This is a genomic window from Clostridium thailandense (assembly GCF_019207025.1).
GTDB lineage: Bacteria > Bacillota > Clostridia > Clostridiales > Clostridiaceae > Clostridium_AM > Clostridium_AM thailandense.
The window spans coordinates 1-17,993 of the sequence record NZ_JAEEGC010000121.1; the positions used below are offsets into that span (position 1 = coordinate 1).

17 protein-coding genes are annotated in these 17,993 nt (G+C 30.1%); 2 read left to right on the plus strand and 15 right to left on the minus strand.

All coding sequences use genetic code 11. The features are described 5' to 3' along the window. Positions 1 to 18: 18 nt before the first annotated feature. The 15 genes from I6U48_RS20855 to I6U48_RS20925 form a co-directional block, all read right to left on the minus strand. The gene (locus tag I6U48_RS20855; RefSeq protein WP_218322411.1) at positions 19 to 1,107 is read right to left on the minus strand and encodes a GerAB/ArcD/ProY family transporter; all 1,089 of its coding nucleotides are present in this window, start codon (positions 1,105 to 1,107) and stop codon (positions 19 to 21) included. A 29-nt stretch (positions 1,108 to 1,136) separates the two neighbouring features. Beyond that, on the minus strand, positions 1,137 to 1,355 hold the full coding sequence (locus I6U48_RS20860; protein WP_218322412.1) for a hypothetical protein: 219 nt from the start codon (positions 1,353 to 1,355) through the stop codon (positions 1,137 to 1,139). Positions 1,356 to 1,378: 23 nt separating this feature from the next. Next, positions 1,379 to 2,560 (minus strand): Ger(x)C family spore germination protein, encoded by a 1,182-nt coding sequence (locus tag I6U48_RS20865; RefSeq protein ID WP_218322413.1) that lies wholly within the window; start codon positions 2,558 to 2,560, stop codon positions 1,379 to 1,381. Positions 2,561 to 2,592: 32 nt separating this feature from the next. After that, complete coding sequence (locus I6U48_RS20870) at positions 2,593 to 4,197, minus strand: spore germination protein (RefSeq protein WP_218322414.1); 1,605 nt, start codon at positions 4,195 to 4,197, stop codon at positions 2,593 to 2,595. Positions 4,198 to 4,252: 55 nt separating this feature from the next. Next, positions 4,253 to 4,456: a hypothetical protein gene (locus tag I6U48_RS20875; RefSeq protein ID WP_218322415.1), complete on the minus strand. Its 204-nt coding sequence runs from the start codon at positions 4,454 to 4,456 to the stop codon at positions 4,253 to 4,255. 20 nt (positions 4,457 to 4,476) lie between these two features. After that, positions 4,477 to 5,562, minus strand: a complete 1,086-nt coding sequence (locus I6U48_RS20880) for a GerAB/ArcD/ProY family transporter (protein WP_218322416.1) — start codon at positions 5,560 to 5,562, stop codon at positions 4,477 to 4,479. A 202-nt stretch (positions 5,563 to 5,764) separates the two neighbouring features. Then, complete coding sequence (locus I6U48_RS20885; RefSeq protein WP_218322417.1) at positions 5,765 to 6,499, minus strand: glycerophosphodiester phosphodiesterase; 735 nt, start codon at positions 6,497 to 6,499, stop codon at positions 5,765 to 5,767. 74 nt (positions 6,500 to 6,573) lie between these two features. After that, positions 6,574 to 7,920 carry an ABC transporter substrate-binding protein gene (locus I6U48_RS20890; protein ID WP_218322418.1) on the minus strand — a complete coding sequence of 449 codons (1,347 nt, stop codon included), beginning with the start codon at positions 7,918 to 7,920 and terminating at the stop codon, positions 6,574 to 6,576. Positions 7,921 to 7,953: 33 nt separating this feature from the next. Further along, positions 7,954 to 8,772, minus strand: coding sequence for a carbohydrate ABC transporter permease (locus I6U48_RS20895; RefSeq protein WP_218322419.1), 819 nt, complete (start codon positions 8,770 to 8,772; stop codon positions 7,954 to 7,956). A 17-nt stretch (positions 8,773 to 8,789) separates the two neighbouring features. Next, positions 8,790 to 9,704: a carbohydrate ABC transporter permease gene (locus I6U48_RS20900; protein ID WP_218322420.1), complete on the minus strand. Its 915-nt coding sequence runs from the start codon at positions 9,702 to 9,704 to the stop codon at positions 8,790 to 8,792. A 160-nt stretch (positions 9,705 to 9,864) separates the two neighbouring features. Continuing rightward, positions 9,865 to 10,926, minus strand: coding sequence for a DUF5050 domain-containing protein (locus tag I6U48_RS20905; RefSeq protein ID WP_218322421.1), 1,062 nt, complete (start codon positions 10,924 to 10,926; stop codon positions 9,865 to 9,867). Positions 10,927 to 11,085: 159 nt separating this feature from the next. Further along, positions 11,086 to 12,795 carry a methyl-accepting chemotaxis protein gene (locus I6U48_RS20910; RefSeq protein WP_218322422.1) on the minus strand — a complete coding sequence of 570 codons (1,710 nt, stop codon included), beginning with the start codon at positions 12,793 to 12,795 and terminating at the stop codon, positions 11,086 to 11,088. 122 nt (positions 12,796 to 12,917) lie between these two features. Next, on the minus strand, positions 12,918 to 15,074 hold the full coding sequence (locus I6U48_RS20915) for an ATP-dependent helicase (protein ID WP_218322423.1): 2,157 nt from the start codon (positions 15,072 to 15,074) through the stop codon (positions 12,918 to 12,920). 132 nt (positions 15,075 to 15,206) lie between these two features. Beyond that, entirely contained in the window at positions 15,207 to 15,920 is a 714-nt protein-coding gene (locus tag I6U48_RS20920; RefSeq protein WP_218322424.1) for a LysE family translocator, read from the minus strand. Continuing rightward, positions 15,901 to 16,119 carry a hypothetical protein gene (locus I6U48_RS20925; protein WP_218322425.1) on the minus strand — a complete coding sequence of 73 codons (219 nt, stop codon included), beginning with the start codon at positions 16,117 to 16,119 and terminating at the stop codon, positions 15,901 to 15,903. Before I6U48_RS20925 ends, I6U48_RS20920 begins: the two co-directional genes overlap by 20 nt. Before the next feature lie 36 nt (positions 16,120 to 16,155). Here I6U48_RS20925 and I6U48_RS20930 point away from each other — a divergent pair, with 36 nt between their 5' ends. Both I6U48_RS20930 and I6U48_RS20935 read left to right on the plus strand, forming a co-directional pair. Continuing rightward, on the plus strand, positions 16,156 to 16,662 hold the full coding sequence (locus I6U48_RS20930; RefSeq protein WP_218322426.1) for an RNA polymerase sigma factor: 507 nt from the start codon (positions 16,156 to 16,158) through the stop codon (positions 16,660 to 16,662). After that, positions 16,662 to 17,942, plus strand: coding sequence for a DUF4179 domain-containing protein (locus I6U48_RS20935; protein WP_218322427.1), 1,281 nt, complete (start codon positions 16,662 to 16,664; stop codon positions 17,940 to 17,942). The genes I6U48_RS20930 and I6U48_RS20935 overlap by 1 nt, the downstream gene beginning before the upstream one ends. The last annotated feature ends 51 nt before the right edge of the window (positions 17,943 to 17,993 follow it).

Sequence of the window (17,993 nt, forward strand, 5' to 3'; positions counted from 1 at the left end):
ACCTAGTTTTTTTATTAATTATTTTTGAACCGTATTTCTAACATGCGCTATAAGCAGAGAAGCAATAGGAAACAGAATTATAAATGGAATAGCATATATAGGATATATATTAGCAGCTTCATATTCCTGATCTACTGGTGAATTATATATGATAATAGCTAATACAATGTTTATTATTCCAACTGGAATTACTAAAGCCTTGTAAGATCGCAATTTGAAAAATTGTGCTACAGATAACACGGTTGCATAGTAGAATAGACAAGTTTTTAAAAATACATTAAATAATAGCATTACTGCAATTAATGTTTCCATTCTTGTAATGATTTCTCCTATGTTTATGAGTTTTGCTACTTGATATGAAGGAAAAGCATGTATAAACCCTATATTACCAAGTATGGCTGTGTTTCCTAAAATGATACTTAAAAAGTATAAAGTTCCTACAATTAATCCCCAAAGTGCAGATCTTCTTACTTGTTTTATATCATTAACACGTGGAAAAATCATTAAAAACACAATTATTTCACCAAAGGGAATGCATACCATAAGATTAGTTCCTTGAATAAATTCTTTTGAATCTATTTGAAAAAGTGGTAAAAAGTTATTTAAGCGAATATTTTTTATGGTGAATATCGTAATTAATATAGCTGCGACAATTGTCATCATGGTTAAAATAAAGCCTACTCTAGCTATTACTTCTAACCCTTTCTTTAGTGTATATATACAAACTATTGTAATTGCCATTATAAATACAATAATATCTGTCTCCGGGAAAAGATATATAGAAAAAAAATCTGCAATATATCTTAAATTTGCAGGAACAATGAACCAAAAATAGAAAATATATAATATAGAAACTATTTTTCCAAAATAGCATCCATATATTCCGCTGTTTATTTCTATTAGATTTCTTCCAGGATATTTTTGGCTTAGTGATGTATAAACCAATAATAAAATTAAAGTGGTAATAAAGCCTGTTAGTAAAACTACCCAGGTGTTTTGCCTTATAATTCCATTTATAAAAGCTGCTGTAAGCGTGGAACCTTGAAGTAAACCAATAATTAAAAACATTAATTCCGTGTTTGATATTATACCTTTTTCTATTTTCATAGCTCATACCTCTATGTATAAATGTTATTTTATTTATAATTTAAATGCATTACATCTTTTACTAAATATTCCATACCTTTCACAGGATTAGGTATAGGTACACCTGTAATATAAAATAGGCTCATAGTGAAAGCTACAGTTAAAAAACCTAAAAATACTTTGAGTTCGTGCCAGTATCCTTTTTTAATCATCACTGGAGCTTCAAACAATATTATACCTATAAAGATGATTATCAATAAAAATATCATTTTTATACCTCTTATAATTAATACTACTCTTCTTTAAACATAATAGGTTTAGTAATTCTACCAGTTCTTCTTAATTTAGAATCTACGCTTACATCTACAGAAAGATTTTGAAGAATTTGTTCCCAGTTCTTCTCCATACTCTTCCATTGCTTAGGATAATGTTCATATACAATATCTCCAAATCCAAATATATCAGCTTTTAACTCCTTTGATTTCTTTAATGCCGCCATTACTTCTTTCTTTATAGCCTCTTCCTCAGATTTTTGAAGAATTACAAAAGCCTTTGGATTTGCTAAATCTTCAGAAGAAGTTTGTTCTTGTAAATCTCCTTCTTGCTTTATTTCTATCTTTATGCTTAGTTCGTTATCTTTTATCTTAGGGATTATTCTACTTTTTGCATGTGTTGTTGAAATGTTTATTTTATCCTTACCATCCTCTGTACTTAAAACAGTAATTCCGTCTTTAACTTTATTAATCCCCCACAATAATCCATGAGTTTCTATTTTATTAAGGGTTCCAATCATTCTGTCTTTTTTAAACACTGCTGTTTCTGAAAGATATGCTATTTTTTTGTCATTGTCATTTGAAACCTCAATTATAGGTGCAATAGGTGCTGTAGTTTTGCTCATCAGTTTAGAAGCAAAATCCTTTAAATCTACAGAGGGTATTTGTGATATTTCTTGTTCATTCTTGATCAATTCCCCAATGTTTCTTCCCGGAGTAGACTCAAGTTCTGGTCTTATATTTAGTATGTCACTAGCAGATCCTTTAGATACCAAAACCCATGTTAAAAGGCGGGTTTCCCTGTAACGCAAGAAAAAATCCATATGCTTTTCAATTCCACCTTCTGCTATATCTTTTCCTAATATAAGAACTTGATTATGTGAAAAAAATAGTCTACGATTTAGTTTGCGACTAAAAGCTTTTGATGACTCAGAAATGCTTTCTCCACTTTCTTGCAAGTTTAGATAACTAGTATTCCCGACTCCGCTCTGCTTATCTTTTGAAGAACTTTTAATCCCTGATACATCAGCTAGTTGTACAGTAACCTCTACTGGATATTCTTTTTCTTTTCCTTTATCGATTCCAACTCCCATTACAATAGCTAGTTTATTTAACTCATGAGAACCTCTGCAGGAAGTTAGACTTGAAAACACTAAAATACATATAATTATTTTCACCCCTATATTTATGTATTTTTTCATTAGATTCACCTCATATAATTCCACCAATATTTCTAATTCTTGTCTTCCTCTTCTGTTGGTGTTCTAGGTTTTGATCCTGGTTCTTGTCTCTTTAAATTATGCCATCCTATAGTTCTTGGCCTAGTGAACATGCTCCATAAGTGAGTTCTTATGAAGCTATCCTTTAAATCTCCTATGCTCAATGGAGCTAAAGGAGATAAATATGGAGTTCCAAAAGATCTTAGGGATACAATATGCACAAGTACTACTAATGAACCAATACCAACTCCAAATATGCCTAAAGTTCCAGCTAAAATAAGAAATATAATTCGCAAAATAGCTGCCACATCTGTGTATACTGGAACTACGAAACTAGAAACAGCTGTTAGCGCTACTACAATAACCATAAGCCCTGATACCAATCCTGCTGTTACTGCCGCTTCACCTATTACTAAAGCTCCTACAATACTTACTGCCTGACCTACAGGGCGAGGTAATCGAACACCTGCTTCTCTTAAAATTTCAAAAGTTATTATCATAAGCCCTGCTTCCATAATTGCAGGAAATGGGACTCCTTCCCGGCTTGACGCCATCGTAAACAATAGCGTGGTAGGTATTAATTCTTGATGAAAAGTGGACAGCATTACATAGGTCGCTGGAGATAATATACTTATGAAAAAGGAAAAAAATCTTAAAATTCTTAAAAGACTTGCAAAATACATTCTTGAATAATAGTCTTCTGCATTTTGAAAGCCTTCAATAAAAAGCATTGGCATAGTAAGTACAAAAGGAGTGCCGTCAACTAAGATAGCGGCTCTGCCTTCAAGTATCTTAGCCGCAGCTGTGTCTGGTTTTTCTGAATTACCTATCGTAGGAAAAATAGAATAAGGAGCATCTTCTATAAACTGTTCAATATAACCCGATTCTAAAATAGCATCTGTATTAATTCTATTTAATCTTTCTTTTATTTCTTTTACAAGCTTAGGATTGATAACTTTCTTCAAATAAACAATACATATATTGGTTCTTGTCTGTGTACCAATTTGCATTGTTTCAAAGGTTAAGTTTGGATTTTTTATTTTACGACGCAATAATGTCATATTGGTAGATATAGTTTCACAGAAACCCTCTCTTGGACCTCTTACTACAGCTTCTGTTTTTGGTTCCTCCACACCTCGAGTTTCCCATCCTCTTGAATGAATAACCAAAGCTTGATTACAACCTTCCATAAGAAATATTGTATCTCCTGATAGGCATCCATCTATTATTTCATTTATAGATTTAACCTGCTTGACATTTCCAACAGAAAGCATACATTTTTTCACAACAGTTATATCTCCTAATTCTAATTCACTTTCTAAATTATACAGCCTGCTATCATACATAAAAGGTTTAATTATAATTTCATTTATAGTTTCTTTTTCTGTCATGCCTTCTAAAAATATAACTGCAGCGTTTATTTGCCTTTTAGATCCAAAGGAAAAGTCACGGTAAATTATATCGTTACTTGACCCTAAAATATTTTTTAAGGTATCCAAGTTATCTTTAAGACAAGTAGAAATTCTAGGTTGTAAAGTTTTGCTTTCTATAGTTTCATTGTTAACTTTGGGGCTTTTAAGTTGTATAAACTTAAGTTTTTTATATAAATAGTTAAACACTTTTTACACCTCAACTTCCACTTTATTATATTATTATCTGTTTATGGCTATACTATTATTCCTTATTTCCATCTGTTTTTTTATTAATATTTTTATCAAAACTAGGATTAGAATATCTTACTTTAAAAATATAGAGGAAAACTTGACAAATGAGTATTCCTACCATAATGCAAGTATATATCCAAGAAAATATAGCTATTAAAGTTGCATAAACTCCTCTTCCCTCAAATGTCTTTTTTAATAATTCTACAACCCACATATCCACTCACCTTTCAATATTTACAGTTGACTCCTCTTCTTTTTTATCCAATAAATAACTAGTAATAATAATGGTAAAATATTTGCATAAAATATACCGAAATAATGTACATCAAAGGGGAACATCCATTGATGGTAAACATAGCTAGGTTCAAATGAGATAGAAAACCAAAATATGAGAATACTAACTAAAAAAACTATTAACTTATAGTTTTGGGTTTTAAATAGTGAATGTAAAATTAAAATCACAGCATTTAAATATACAGTCATTTTAAAAAAACCACCTAAAAATATAATAAAAACACCTATAGTATCTATATTCGTTATTATGTTTCCTATATTAATCAATTTCACTACCTCTATTAAAGGAATTGTAGTAATAGAAGTATACTCGACTCCTAACACAGTAATGTCCATTATCAAAGAGAAACAAAGTAATATTCCTGATAATAAGACTGCTTTTATAGCAGCTTTCCGTACTGCACCTCCTTCATTTGCATAATTCCAATACATTAGAAAAACAAACATTTCCCCAAAAGGAAACACTATTACTTGTGGAACGTTCTCTAATATAGGTTTGATACCATTGCCTAACACTGGCCTTAACCTTTTAAAGTCTACTCTCCCTGATATAGAAATAAAAACATATATACTAATCATAAAAATTATAAGCACAGGCATAACCAATTCACTTAAACGAGCTAGTGATTCTATTCCTTTTAACATTGTATATATGCTAGCTGACATGAATAGAAAAAGTATAATCCATATTGGTGTTTCCGGCAGTATAGTTATAGTTATCATTTCTCCAAATTCCCTAAGGTTACGAGCGCAATGCCAAGCATACCCCAATGCAGTTAATATAACCAAAGGAACTCCAAATTTTTTTCCTAGTATAATAAGAATTATTTCAACATAGTTTCTATCTGGAAATGTCTTCTGAAGTTCCGTATAAATCCATATAAAACCTAATCCAATTAGTAATGCAAGTAAAATAACAATCCATGCATCTTGCTTTGCCTTAACTCCCAATGCAAAGAGCGTAGTACTTCCTACTTCAAATATGAACATTAACGTAAATAGCTGATGTTTACTTAAACGTATCATTTGAATCTCCTTTGTACTTATCCTATGTCAAACATAAAGTGATGTATATGTATTATTTCTATTTTGTTGATTTATATAGAAAATATGTAACATCGACTTTAATATTTTGATAATATATAAGAGGAACAGATACTGAACTTCACAGCATCTGTTCCTTTTTCCTACTCTTCGATAAAAAGCAATTTATAACTATTGGATTATCTTACAAGGATGTTAAAATTTTCTTCAACTTATCTGGATAGTTAGTTATAATTCCATCTATACCTAAATCTATGAGCTTCTTCATATCTTTTTCTTCATTTACTGTATATGCATTTATTCTTATTTCATTTTTCTTTATGCATTCTACTACTTTCTTATCCATCATAGATAAAAAAAATGGATGTACCGCATCAGCACCTACTGTTTTTACATAATCATGCACATTATAAAGAGTTGCTAAACAAAGTAATCCTGTTTTAATTTTATCATCATATTCTTTTACCCTAACCATTGAGTAGTGATTGAAAGACGATATTATTACATTTTTTTTCAATTTAAATTCATAAATCTTTTCTATCACCTTTTTCTCAAGCTTCTCATAATGTATTACATCGTTTTTAAGTTCTAAATTTATTAATAAATTTTTGTCTTTTACATATTCTAAGAATTCATCAATACTTGGTATCTTTTCTCCTCTAAACTCTTCATCAAACTTAATCCCTGCATCAAATTTACACAATTCTTCATAACTATAATCATAAATAAATCCTCTGCCATTTGTAGTTCTTTCTATAGTCTCATCATGACAGATTACTATAACCCCATCCTTTGTCATATGCAGGTCCGTCTCAATTCCGTCACATCCTGCCTCCACAGCCTTTCTAAAGGCAAGCATAGTATTCTCAGGATACCTTCCACTGAAACCCCTATGGGCAATATTTAAACTTCTTTTCATTTTCACAATCTCCTTATCTTTATATAGACATATACGGCCGAAAGTCAACTTTCGGCCGTACTCATCTTTACTAGCTACTTGTTACTACTATTATATTTTTCAATAGCTTCATTTATACTCTTAGCTGCATTTGTAACTGCTTCATCGGGTTTTTGTTTATTCTGAAGCATTTCTTCTATATTCTTTTCAACGGTTTGTCTTGCCTCTGGAAATACAGACATTAATGCTCCTCTTGCTGTCTTAGGTGATGAGTGTAACTGGTCTATAGCAGTTTGGAACTGCGGAGCCTTCTGTAAATTATCCTTCATAACTTGAACATCATAAGCTTTTTGTGTTACAGGGAAATATCCTGTTTGGGTATTCCAATAAGCTTGTTCGTCTGGTGATACCATAAACTTAATAAATTCCCAAGTTGCCTTTTGTTTTACCTCATCCTTGTTATCTAAAGCCCACAGTGAAGCTCCCCCTATAGAAACACCTCCATCTTGTGTTCCTTCAAAAGAGGGTAAAAATGCTGTTCCAACTTCAAATCTTCCTCCAACACCACTTAAAACTGTTTTTAAATCCGCTGTTGATTCGATGTACATAGCTGTTTTACCAGCAATAAAAGCATTTTCGGTGTCATCTTCATTTCTTCCAAAGTTTCCTACATTACCGGAGTCAACTAATTTCTTCCACTCAGTTAAAAGCTTTAATGCTGATCCGTTCTTATCAAATTCAACTGCTGTTGGTGCTGATTCTCTACCATTACCATTATTTGCATAGTTTAAGCCTTGCTTTACAATAAATTGTTCAAAAAACCATCCATATATTGCCATGGAATATCCGTATTGTGTAACATTTCCTGAGCCATCCTTTTTTGTTAACGCAGCAGAGTATTTTTCTACATCTGCAAAAGTTTTTGGAGGACTATTAGGATCTAATCCAGCTTCTTTAAAAGCATTTTTATTATAATATAATATTGGAGTTGATGTGTTAAATGGCATTGAATATAGTTTATTGTTTACCGTATAGTATCCTAATATGTTAGGCTCTAATTGAGACGTGTCATATTTTTCTGCATCTATAAATTTTTGCATTGGAACAACCCAATTGCTATCAATCATAAATCTAGTACCAATATCATAAACTTGCATTACATCTGGTCCAGCATTACCTTTTTTAGCACTCTTCAATTTATTTATAGCTTCATCATATTTTCCTTGATACTGAGCATTTACCTTGATATTTTTATGTGAACTGTTGAAATCACTTACCATCTTAGCTATTGCCTGTCCATTCTTGCCTCCCATGGAATGCCAAAATGTTATTTCCACAGATTTTCCACTGCTATCTGCACTCTTACTATTGTTTCCACATCCTGCTAAAATACCCGTAACCATTAAAGATGCCGTGATTAAACTTATAAGTCTCTTTTTCATTATTTTTCTCCTCTCAAAATACATTTTAAATTATTATCCCTTAACTGCACCAGATGTCATACCTTCTACAAGTTGTTTTTGTCCAAATATGAAAATCAATATAGAAGGTAGAAGCACCATTACGATACCAGCCATTATAAGACCAAAAGATTGATTTTCAGAAAACTGAAGCATACTTATCCCTATTTGTACTGTTCTCGAGCTATCTTTACTTGTTACAAGTAAAGGCCATAAATATTGATTCCAAGTAACTAAAAAAGTATATATTCCAAGTGACCCTACTACTGGCTTTGACATAGGCATTATTATACTTATTAAAAATCTTAAGCTATTGCAGCCATCAATTTTTGCCGCTTCGTATAGTTCCTTGGGCAGAGTTAAATAATACTGTCTCATCATAAATATTCCCATAGCAGAGCTTAAGTAAGGTACTACTAAGGCTTTATAACTATCTAGCCACCCAAGTGAACCTACAGTTAAATAATTTGATATCATAGTCGCCTCCGCTGGAATCATCATTGTAGCCAACATTAGTACAAATAATATGTTTTTCCCCTTAAAATTGAAAAAGGAAAAAGCAAAGGCCGCCATACAAGAAGTTATAACTTGACCTAAAGTTACTAGTAATGAAACAATAAAACTATTTGATATAAATTTAAGTATAGGTGCAGTATTTAATGCATCAATATAATTTTGAATATAAAAACTCTTTGGCATCAGCTTAGGTGGAAAAGCAAATATTTGCTGCGGTGGCATTAAACTAATAAATAATGCATATATAAGCGGCGCTACAGCTATTACTGCAAACATGATGTTGGCTGCATAGAGAAGTATCCTATTTACTTTATTCATAATCTTCTTTCACCTCGCTAACTGTAAAATACTTTTCTTTTTTCGTATCTAAATTGAACTAATGTTATGATAAGCATTATTAAAAAAAGAATTATTGATTCAGCACTTGCTGTAGCAAATTTGTTGTTGAAAAATGCATCTCTATATATGGAATATACTAATACATTGGTAGCCTCTCCTGGACCTCCTAAAGTCATGATATTTATTTGCCCAAAAGTCTGAAATCCATTTATTACGTTGATCACTAATACAAAAAACAAAGTTGGAGATAGGCAAGGTAAAATTATGCTCTTTAAGCATTGCAAATAATTTGCTCCGTCTATTGAAGCACTTTCTCTTAATTCCTTTGGAATATTTTGAAGACCTGCTGTTATAAATATAAAATTTATACAACTGTTCATCCAAACAGTAACAATACATACTGCAGTTAACCCCCAAAACGGGCTAGTAAGCCACCCTATATTTCTTTTTAGTAGATAATTAATTAAGCCTATGCTGGGATTAAAAAGTAGAAGCCAAATGATAGATGCAGATGCAGAGGATACCGCCATTGGCATAGCATACATTGTGTTAAATATACTCTGAAATTTTAACTTATTATTACATAGAAGAGCTGTAATAAGACCTAATATAATAGATGAGAATGTAGTTAAAATTACAAATTTAAAAGTAACTATTATGCTGTTTACAAAAGAAGGTGCTTTAAAGAGCTCTAAATAATTTGTTATACCTGCAAAAGAACTTATTTCACCTTGAGCATTAGTATTAAATAAACTTAAATAAATAGTTTTCAAAAAAGGAAAGTAGGTAAATGCTAAAAAAATAACTAAACAAGGAATAAGATAAAAATATGGCTCTAACTCTTTAAAAATTCCTTTCTTTATTTGAATTTTGCTTCTAGGAGAATCCAATTTATCTACTGTCTGTTCCATGTATATACCTCCATATAATCCATATTTTATACAAACATAGTAACATTATTCTATTAATTAAATTTTATGGTTTTGTTAAAAATATTTTACATAATACTATACAAAAAATAAATAAATGCATATAACCATCAAGTTATATACATTTATTCGCATACTAAATTTATTTTTTAATTTTTCTTATATCTATATACTTATAAAATTCTCCTGAACTATCAGCTTGATACTCAGGGCAATATAAATAGTCCCCTGCTATGTTTATTGAGTCTGCTATGCAATCTGCTAGCTTTGTCTTGTTTTTTCCGTAAACATCCAATTTGTAAATTATCTGTGTTGACCAATCTTTATAATAAATCCAGTTTCCATCTACATTAAGGCATGGCGGATCTCCCCACTGTCCATCTGGAAGTCCTCCTGGAAAACCATCCGTAATTTTTTTATCTTCTTTTCCATCTACTTTAATCCTTCGTATTTCGTTAAAAGTTCCATAGTAGATCCAGCCTTCAGATACATTAAAAGTTATAGCATTGCTAACCAACATAGTAGATTTATTACTACTATCTAAGCTAAGCCTGCAGATAGCGTTATTATAGCTATGACCACCATATTTATTAACTAAACAATAACCATAGTTTCCAGACAAATAAAAATACTGTGGCGAGGAACAAGTTTCAAATCTAAATACCTCTCCAACATTTGTTCCATCTGTTTTTAGTTCATTAATAGAATAATAATAATTTTTTACATCTGCCTCATTATTGCTTAGTATATAATAAATCTTGTCTTCATACACATTTAAAAATTTAATGTGTCTATCATATTCAATTAATGAGGTTCTACTGCTACCATCAATTTTTATTTTATTTATACAACTATTTTCATCATCATAACTTATATAATAAATCCAATCTCCAATTACATTTATGAATTTAGCATTTTCATCAATAACCTTCTGAATACCAGTACCATCTGTTTTCATTTTATAGAGCTTGCCTTTGTCATCAAAATTACTATAATAAATCCAATTTTGATGAGCAACATAATATCCATAGTTAGAAATATTTCCTGATGTATTTCCACTACTTGCAAAATTAGAGTAGCCTTTACAATTATTTTGCCCTGTCTCTTTTGCTTGTATGGACGTTGTATAAATTCCTTCTAATGCAAAGAAAATTATACATATAGGTATTAACAACTTTACTAATAATAGTTTTTTAATAGGCATAGCTCAATCCCCCCCCAAAAATTACTGATACTTTAAATTATATTCAATTAGGTTTAGATTATTACTATAAATTTTTATTTTTGGGGTTTATTTTTGATATCAATTTCCTGTAAAAGCAAGGCACCTCACTGAGGTGCCTTTAAATTTTTTAAAACTGTATTAATCTAATTTTAATTTTGATAGTTTTGCAGACAATTCTTCAGCTGCGTTCTCTAAATCTTCTGTCATAGCTTTCAACTTATTTGAAGAATTAATTCTGTTATCAATTGAACTTACAACCTCATCCGAGGCAGCAGCATTTTCTTCCGAGGCAGCTGCCAATTCCTGCATTTCATTTGATATAATATTAATATTAGCAGACATCTCTTCTGAAGCGGATGACACTTCCTCAACACTGTTTGATACTACATTTATAGATTCTACTATTTGATTAAATTTTACAGAAGCTTCCTTTACAAATGAATTTTGCTCTTGTGTTTTTTCTGAAACATGCTTCATAGACTTTGTTGTTTCTTCTATATCATGCTTTACCTCTTGAATTAATTTAAAAATTTCTTCTGCTGATTTAGATGACTCTTCTGCTAGTTTCCTAACTTCTTCTGCCACAACAACAAATCCTCTGCCTTGCTCACCTGCACGTGCTGCTTCAATAGATGCATTTAAAGCTAGTAAATTTGTTTGAGAAGATATTGCACTAATTGTATCCGCTATACCATTTATTTTCTCTGATTTATCTCCTAAATATTTAACAATTTCAGATGTATTATTTACCACACCCAATATTTCATTAGACTGATTTTCTAGCCTATCCATAACTTTCTTTCCATCTGTTGCATTTTCACTCGTACTTAATGCTTGCTCAGTAACAACTTGTGAGTTTTCAGCAACATTCATTACTGCACTATTTATGTCTTTTGCATTTTCAGATACCTTTACTAATTTTTTATTTTCATCTTCCATTCTAGACCTAATATTATCAGTTAATGAACTCATCATATTAAATTCCTCTAATGAAGAATTAAAGGCTTCTATGAATATCTCATTTGTATTGCTAAGTTTTTTAGCTGTACTATCTATTTGCTTTAACATATCTTGAAGTGTATCTAACATTTTATTTGTGTAAAAAGCCATATCACCTATCTCATCATTGCTCTTAATCTCCAATCTCTTTGTAAGGTCTCCTTCCAGATTAGATAGTTCTTTCATTTTCTCCACTAAGGATGTAACAGATTCCGTTTGTTTCTTAGTAATTATACTTACAAAAAATTTAGTTACTAAAAGTGCAATCAGCATTACTACAGCTATTATTGCCATTATTAAAAGCTCTATCATATGAAAAGTATGCATGTTATATTCTGTGCCTATCACTATATTAACATTATTATTAGCCTTTATAGGTACATATGATGATAACTGTCCCTTTTTTATTCCCTCTGGCTTTTCCGTTTTTACGGCAGCATTTATTTTTTCAATTTTTTCAGCATCACTAAAAGCTTGTCCAAAATTTGCTTTGTTATCTTTAGATTTGTCTATTACATAACTCCACTTGTCATTACCTTCACTAATTAATATGTAGACATTTTGTACTATTAAGTTTCCTCTAGTCGAAATTAAATCTAGCTCTTTATCAAGTTCTTTATAAATTGAGCTGTTTTCCTTTTTGTCCATAAGTTCCTTCAAATCTTTTCCTTCTATTTCATTTACTATAACAGAAGAAGTTAATGTACTAGTGCTAATGGCTACGGTCTTTACAGCACCTTCTAGGAAAAAATAAAACCCAACCCCCATTGCTAAGAATATTCCAATTACAAGACTCATAATGTTTCTATTCCATTGTTTTCTTAAAGTTATTCTTTTACCATCCCTCATATGCTTGTCTCCTTCTAAAAATTACTAGAATGTATTTAAGAATATTATAAATTATAAGATTTGTGCGGTAAATAGAAATTTAATTTTATACATAAAAAAATCCTATACCACTATTAGTATATCTAAGACTTTAAATTAGATAACTCTAACTTTGTCTTAAAACTTATATTCCTAGTAGTCTCCATTTTCTCAAATTTAATTACGTATGATGAACTATTCTCATTAAGTTCTAAAATTTCTCCTTTGCCAAAAACCTTATGTTCTATTATATCACCTACACTAAAGAGCATATCATTACAATTAAATCTCTTTTCATTTTGCTCTATAAAGAGTTGGGCTTCTTCTACTAAGCTTTCTTCCAATTCTGTTTCATAATTTAAAAATGCTTTTTCAGTATTAAAAATAAATCTTGATGGATACCTAAAAGATCCATCATAATTAATTCCTTCTGCATCACTCAAAAACAATGCATTTTCTGCCCTTGTATAAGCTACATATGCCAGTCTGCGTTCTTCTTCCAATTTATCTATGGTATTAACATGTTTGCTTGGAAAAATTCCTTCATTTAAACCGCATACAAAGACATATGGAAATTCTAATCCCTTTGCAGTATGTATCGTCATCATTTTTACAGAATCTGATCTTTCTTTTTGATCTAAGTTTGTAAATAAAGCTATTTTTTCAAGATAGCCCTCAAGTGTACTTTCTTCACCAGAATTTTTTTCATAATCAAATATAGACTGTTTTAGCTCTGCTAAATTATCCAATCTATCTTGTTCTCCACTTACTCGTAACATTGCTTCATATCCACTATCGTTTAATATAGAAGTAATCAAATCGGATATTTTCATTTCATTATATATAGCTTTATATTTTTCTATTAAGTTTAAAAATTCCTTTGCCTTTGTTTTGCTAATTAAATCCACCTCTATATTGTACTTTAAAGCATCGTATAAGGAATAATTTTTGTTCTCTGCATATTCTTTAAGAAATGTAATTCTTTTATCCCCTATATTTCGTTTTGGTACATTTATAACTCTTATAAAAGATATATCATCTGCATATGCAATTATTCTGAGGTAACAAAGAACATCTTTAATTTCTTTACGCTTATAGAACTCAATTCCACTATATAAAATATATTTTATATTTTCCTTAATAAACTCCTCTTCTAAACTTCTCGATACAAAGTGTGAACGATATAGAATAGCTATGGCTTTAAGCTTCTTTCCACTTTCTAATAGTAGTCTAATTTGTTTTACAATCCATTTCGCTTCTAATTTTGTTGTTTTTGCATGATTAAATAAGACTGGTATCCCCATATCTTTTACTGGTACTAAATCCTTATCAATACGATTTTTGTTCTTTCTGATTAACGAATTAGACGCATTAAGTATATTAGGAGTAGAACGATAGTTTTTATTTAAAATAATTGTTTTCACTTTTGGAAATTCTTTATCAAAGTTCAGAATAAATTCTACTTTTGATCCACGCCATGAATATATTGTTTGATCCGGATCCCCTACAATAAATAAATTGTTATGGTATCCACTTAAAATAGTCGCAAAATTATATTGTGCTATGCTGACATCCTGAAATTCATCTACCATAACGTACTCTAATCTCTTCTGCCATTTCAAACGAATTTCCTCAAACTTAGTAAATATGTATAAGACAAAATTCATTAAATCATCAAAATCCAAGGCATAGCATTTCTTTTGCTCACATATGTATCTGTAAAATATGCCTTCTTCTATAGTCCTTGCATTAAGACATTTTTCCTTCAGCTCATTGTTATCAAGACTCAATATATTCTCTAAATAATTCATATTTGACTTTCTAAAGGATATAGAGTTTTTCGCCATATCAAAGGTAAAATTACGTGAATTTATACCCATATCCTGATAAATTGTTTGAAGTATAGAATTCGCATCTTCAGTATCAATTACAATAAAATTTTTCGGATAATGCAGTACATGTATGTCTTCCCTCAAAATAGTTACACAAAATCCATGAAATGTAGAAACATATCCTGTATCATTATCACCAATCAAATTTCTAATTCTCTTTTTCATTTCATTAGCAGCCTTATTAGTGAATGTAACACAAAGAATACTAGATGTAGCTATACCAAGTTCATTAACTAAATAAGCAAATCTATGAGTTAAAGCCTTTGTTTTGCCGCTACCTGCTCCTGCAATTACCCTTATATATCCTTCTGTAGTTGTTACTGCTTCTATTTGTTCTTCATTTAATGTATCTAAAATATTTTCCACCATATTATCACCTCTATAAATATTCAAAAAATTCTTACAACTTTGCGATTATACTATAGACTGGTCTTCATATCCAACTATAAATAGAAGCTATCTATTCTTAATTAATAGCATATCATATTTTCATTAAATTTCTTAGCGATTTTTATAAAAATGGATATGTGGCTTTAAATGCAATATTAGTTCAAAAAGCTTTGAATGTATATAAGGCGGCTGCATATGTATATATTTTTTATAATTAGCTGTGCTAATTATAAATATTATTCCTGAAAAAACTATTACTGACCCCAACGCCTTATTTATAACAGAAATATTTCCCAAATCAAATTTGTTGTTAAATACTTTCACAATCGAAACAAGTGCAACCCACCAAAAAAAACTTCCACAAAATACCCCAACTATTAAAATAATTCTTGCTGCTACGCCATGTCCGATATTTTTAGAACCATAGCTAGAAAACACAAAAAGAAATGAGAATATTGTTGCTGGATTTGCTATGGCAAGTAGAAAGGTAGTCAAAAAAGATTTTAAAAGGTTCTTATTATTTGAAATCTCTTGCTCGCTTTCTTTTTTTGATAAAATAATATTAATACCAAAGACTAATAATATAATTCCTCCAAATATGCGAAGAGTATGTTGATATCTAGCAAGAAACCTTGCAATAAAAATCAATCCCATTGCAGCAATACTTGCATAAATGGAATCTGCCACACAGGAACCTAATCCAGCTATAAGCCCAAACAACGCCCCATTAGTAAGTGTTGTCTTTAAGCATAAGGCACCAATTGGGCCTAATGGCATACCAGTTATTAATCCGATAGTAATTCCTTTAATAAAAATATGGAGCATCAATGTCACCCCCTACCATGTTAACTATATTTAAGTACAATTCGTATTTTGTTCCTTCTTTATAGTTAGCTTTACTTAAAATAAAAAATAATATTCTTAGATATGCAGATACAACTTTTCTAACAAAAACTCTACTAATTGATCTAATTATATTAAAATATATTATAAAAAATATTGCGGAAAAATGAACTTTTTTCATGACTTAACACTCTTATATATAGAATCGAGGTGCTAAATGGATATAGATGTATTGGTTAAGAAAGCAAAACAAGGTGATAAGGAAGCTCTGTTGCAGCTTATAATGGCTCAAAAAAAGGATTTTTATAAATTAGCTTATTTATATATGAAAAATGAGGAGGATTCTTTAGATGTATTGCAAGATACTATTGTAATCTTATATGAAAATATCCGCAAGTTAAAAAAATCCGATGCTTTCTATAGCTGGAGCAAAACAATCTTAGTAAACTGCTGTAAGAAATGCTTAAAGGAAAAGAAAAAAATAATATCTTTAGATTATGTTAAAGAAGAACTTTATGAAGAAAACTTTGATGAAAAAATTATGCTGCAAAAGCATTTATCAAAGTTAAATTACAAATTTCAAGAAGTGATTAAGCTTCATTATTTTTTAGATCTGGACAATGAAACTATATCAAAAATAATTAATATACCCATTGGAACGGTAAAATCTCGTATGTTTAATGGTCTGAAAAAACTTAAAGAAAGCCTTGGAGGTGAAAAATAATGAACAATATAGAAAAGTTATTAAATGAAAAAAAGTTAGAATTTGATAAATTGGATGTTCCCGAATCCTTGGAAAGCAGATTAAGAATCTCATTAGAAAATAAGAATATTAAAATTCGAAATAATAAATTCCTAAAAATTAAGATTGCTACAATTTTTATTTGTTTCATTTTAATAGGATATAACTTTAATACCTTAGGTTTTTATTCAGAAAAGCTTACAGGTTATGATAAACTAATGGATGCAAATTTAAAAAAGTTAAATGAATTAGGAAAAGGACAAACTGTAAACAAGAGCTTTGCCTTTAAAAACGGGTTGGTTTTCATTTTAGATGGGATAATGGTAGATAATAATAGACTAATAGTCTTTTATACAATAAAAGCTCCTAGTGGAAATATTGAAAACACTTCCATTGATTTAACAATGAGTGGAAAATTTAGTGATGAGCAGTTCCATAGTTCTTATGGAACTACAAATGGCACAAAAACTGAACTAAGGGCTGTTGCCAATTTTGATCCTCCTTCTGCATTTGATAAATATCTAGTATTATCTATAATTCCTAAAGAAAGTAGTGAAATAGGCCGAATTTCCTTTACACTAGATAAAAATAAAGCCATAGGGCACAGCATAAAAAAATTTTTAAATAAAACTATAGAGATAGATGACATCAATCTTCGCCTTCAGTATATATCTGCTTCTCCTACTACTACAATAATAAAAGGAAAATTAAAAAGCACACTAGAACTAGCTATAGATAGGTTGCGTGGCATAACCTTCTCATCTAGTGGCCTAGATATAAAACTAATTGCTGATGGAAAAATTATAGAAAACCAGGAGGCAGAACTTAGTTCAAACATTGATGGAGTTAATTTCAAATATAATTTTAAAACTTTACCTTCTAACTTTAAAAAACTCCAAGTTCAACTCTGCGGTTTAACTTCCGAGCATATTGTAAATAAAAAATTCAAACTAAAAAAAGGAATTCAAAATGAGAATATCAATATAGAGAATAAAAATGTCAAATTAGAAAAAGTATACGAATCAAATGGAAATACTTATGTTACATTTTCTACAGATTCAGATATAATTTTAACAAAAGTAAATATGCTAATGGATGGAAAAATTATAGAACTTAACAAGACCATTCGTGAAAACAGTAAAAAACTCTCTAATACCAGAACTTTGGAATTTCATGGAACAGGAAACAATTTAGAACTAAATATTGAACGCATGCTTTATAGAACTAACTATAATAAAATCATAGATATAATTTCAAATTAAATATAGATACCCACACCAGACACTTAACTTATACGCAGGGATGTGTTTCCA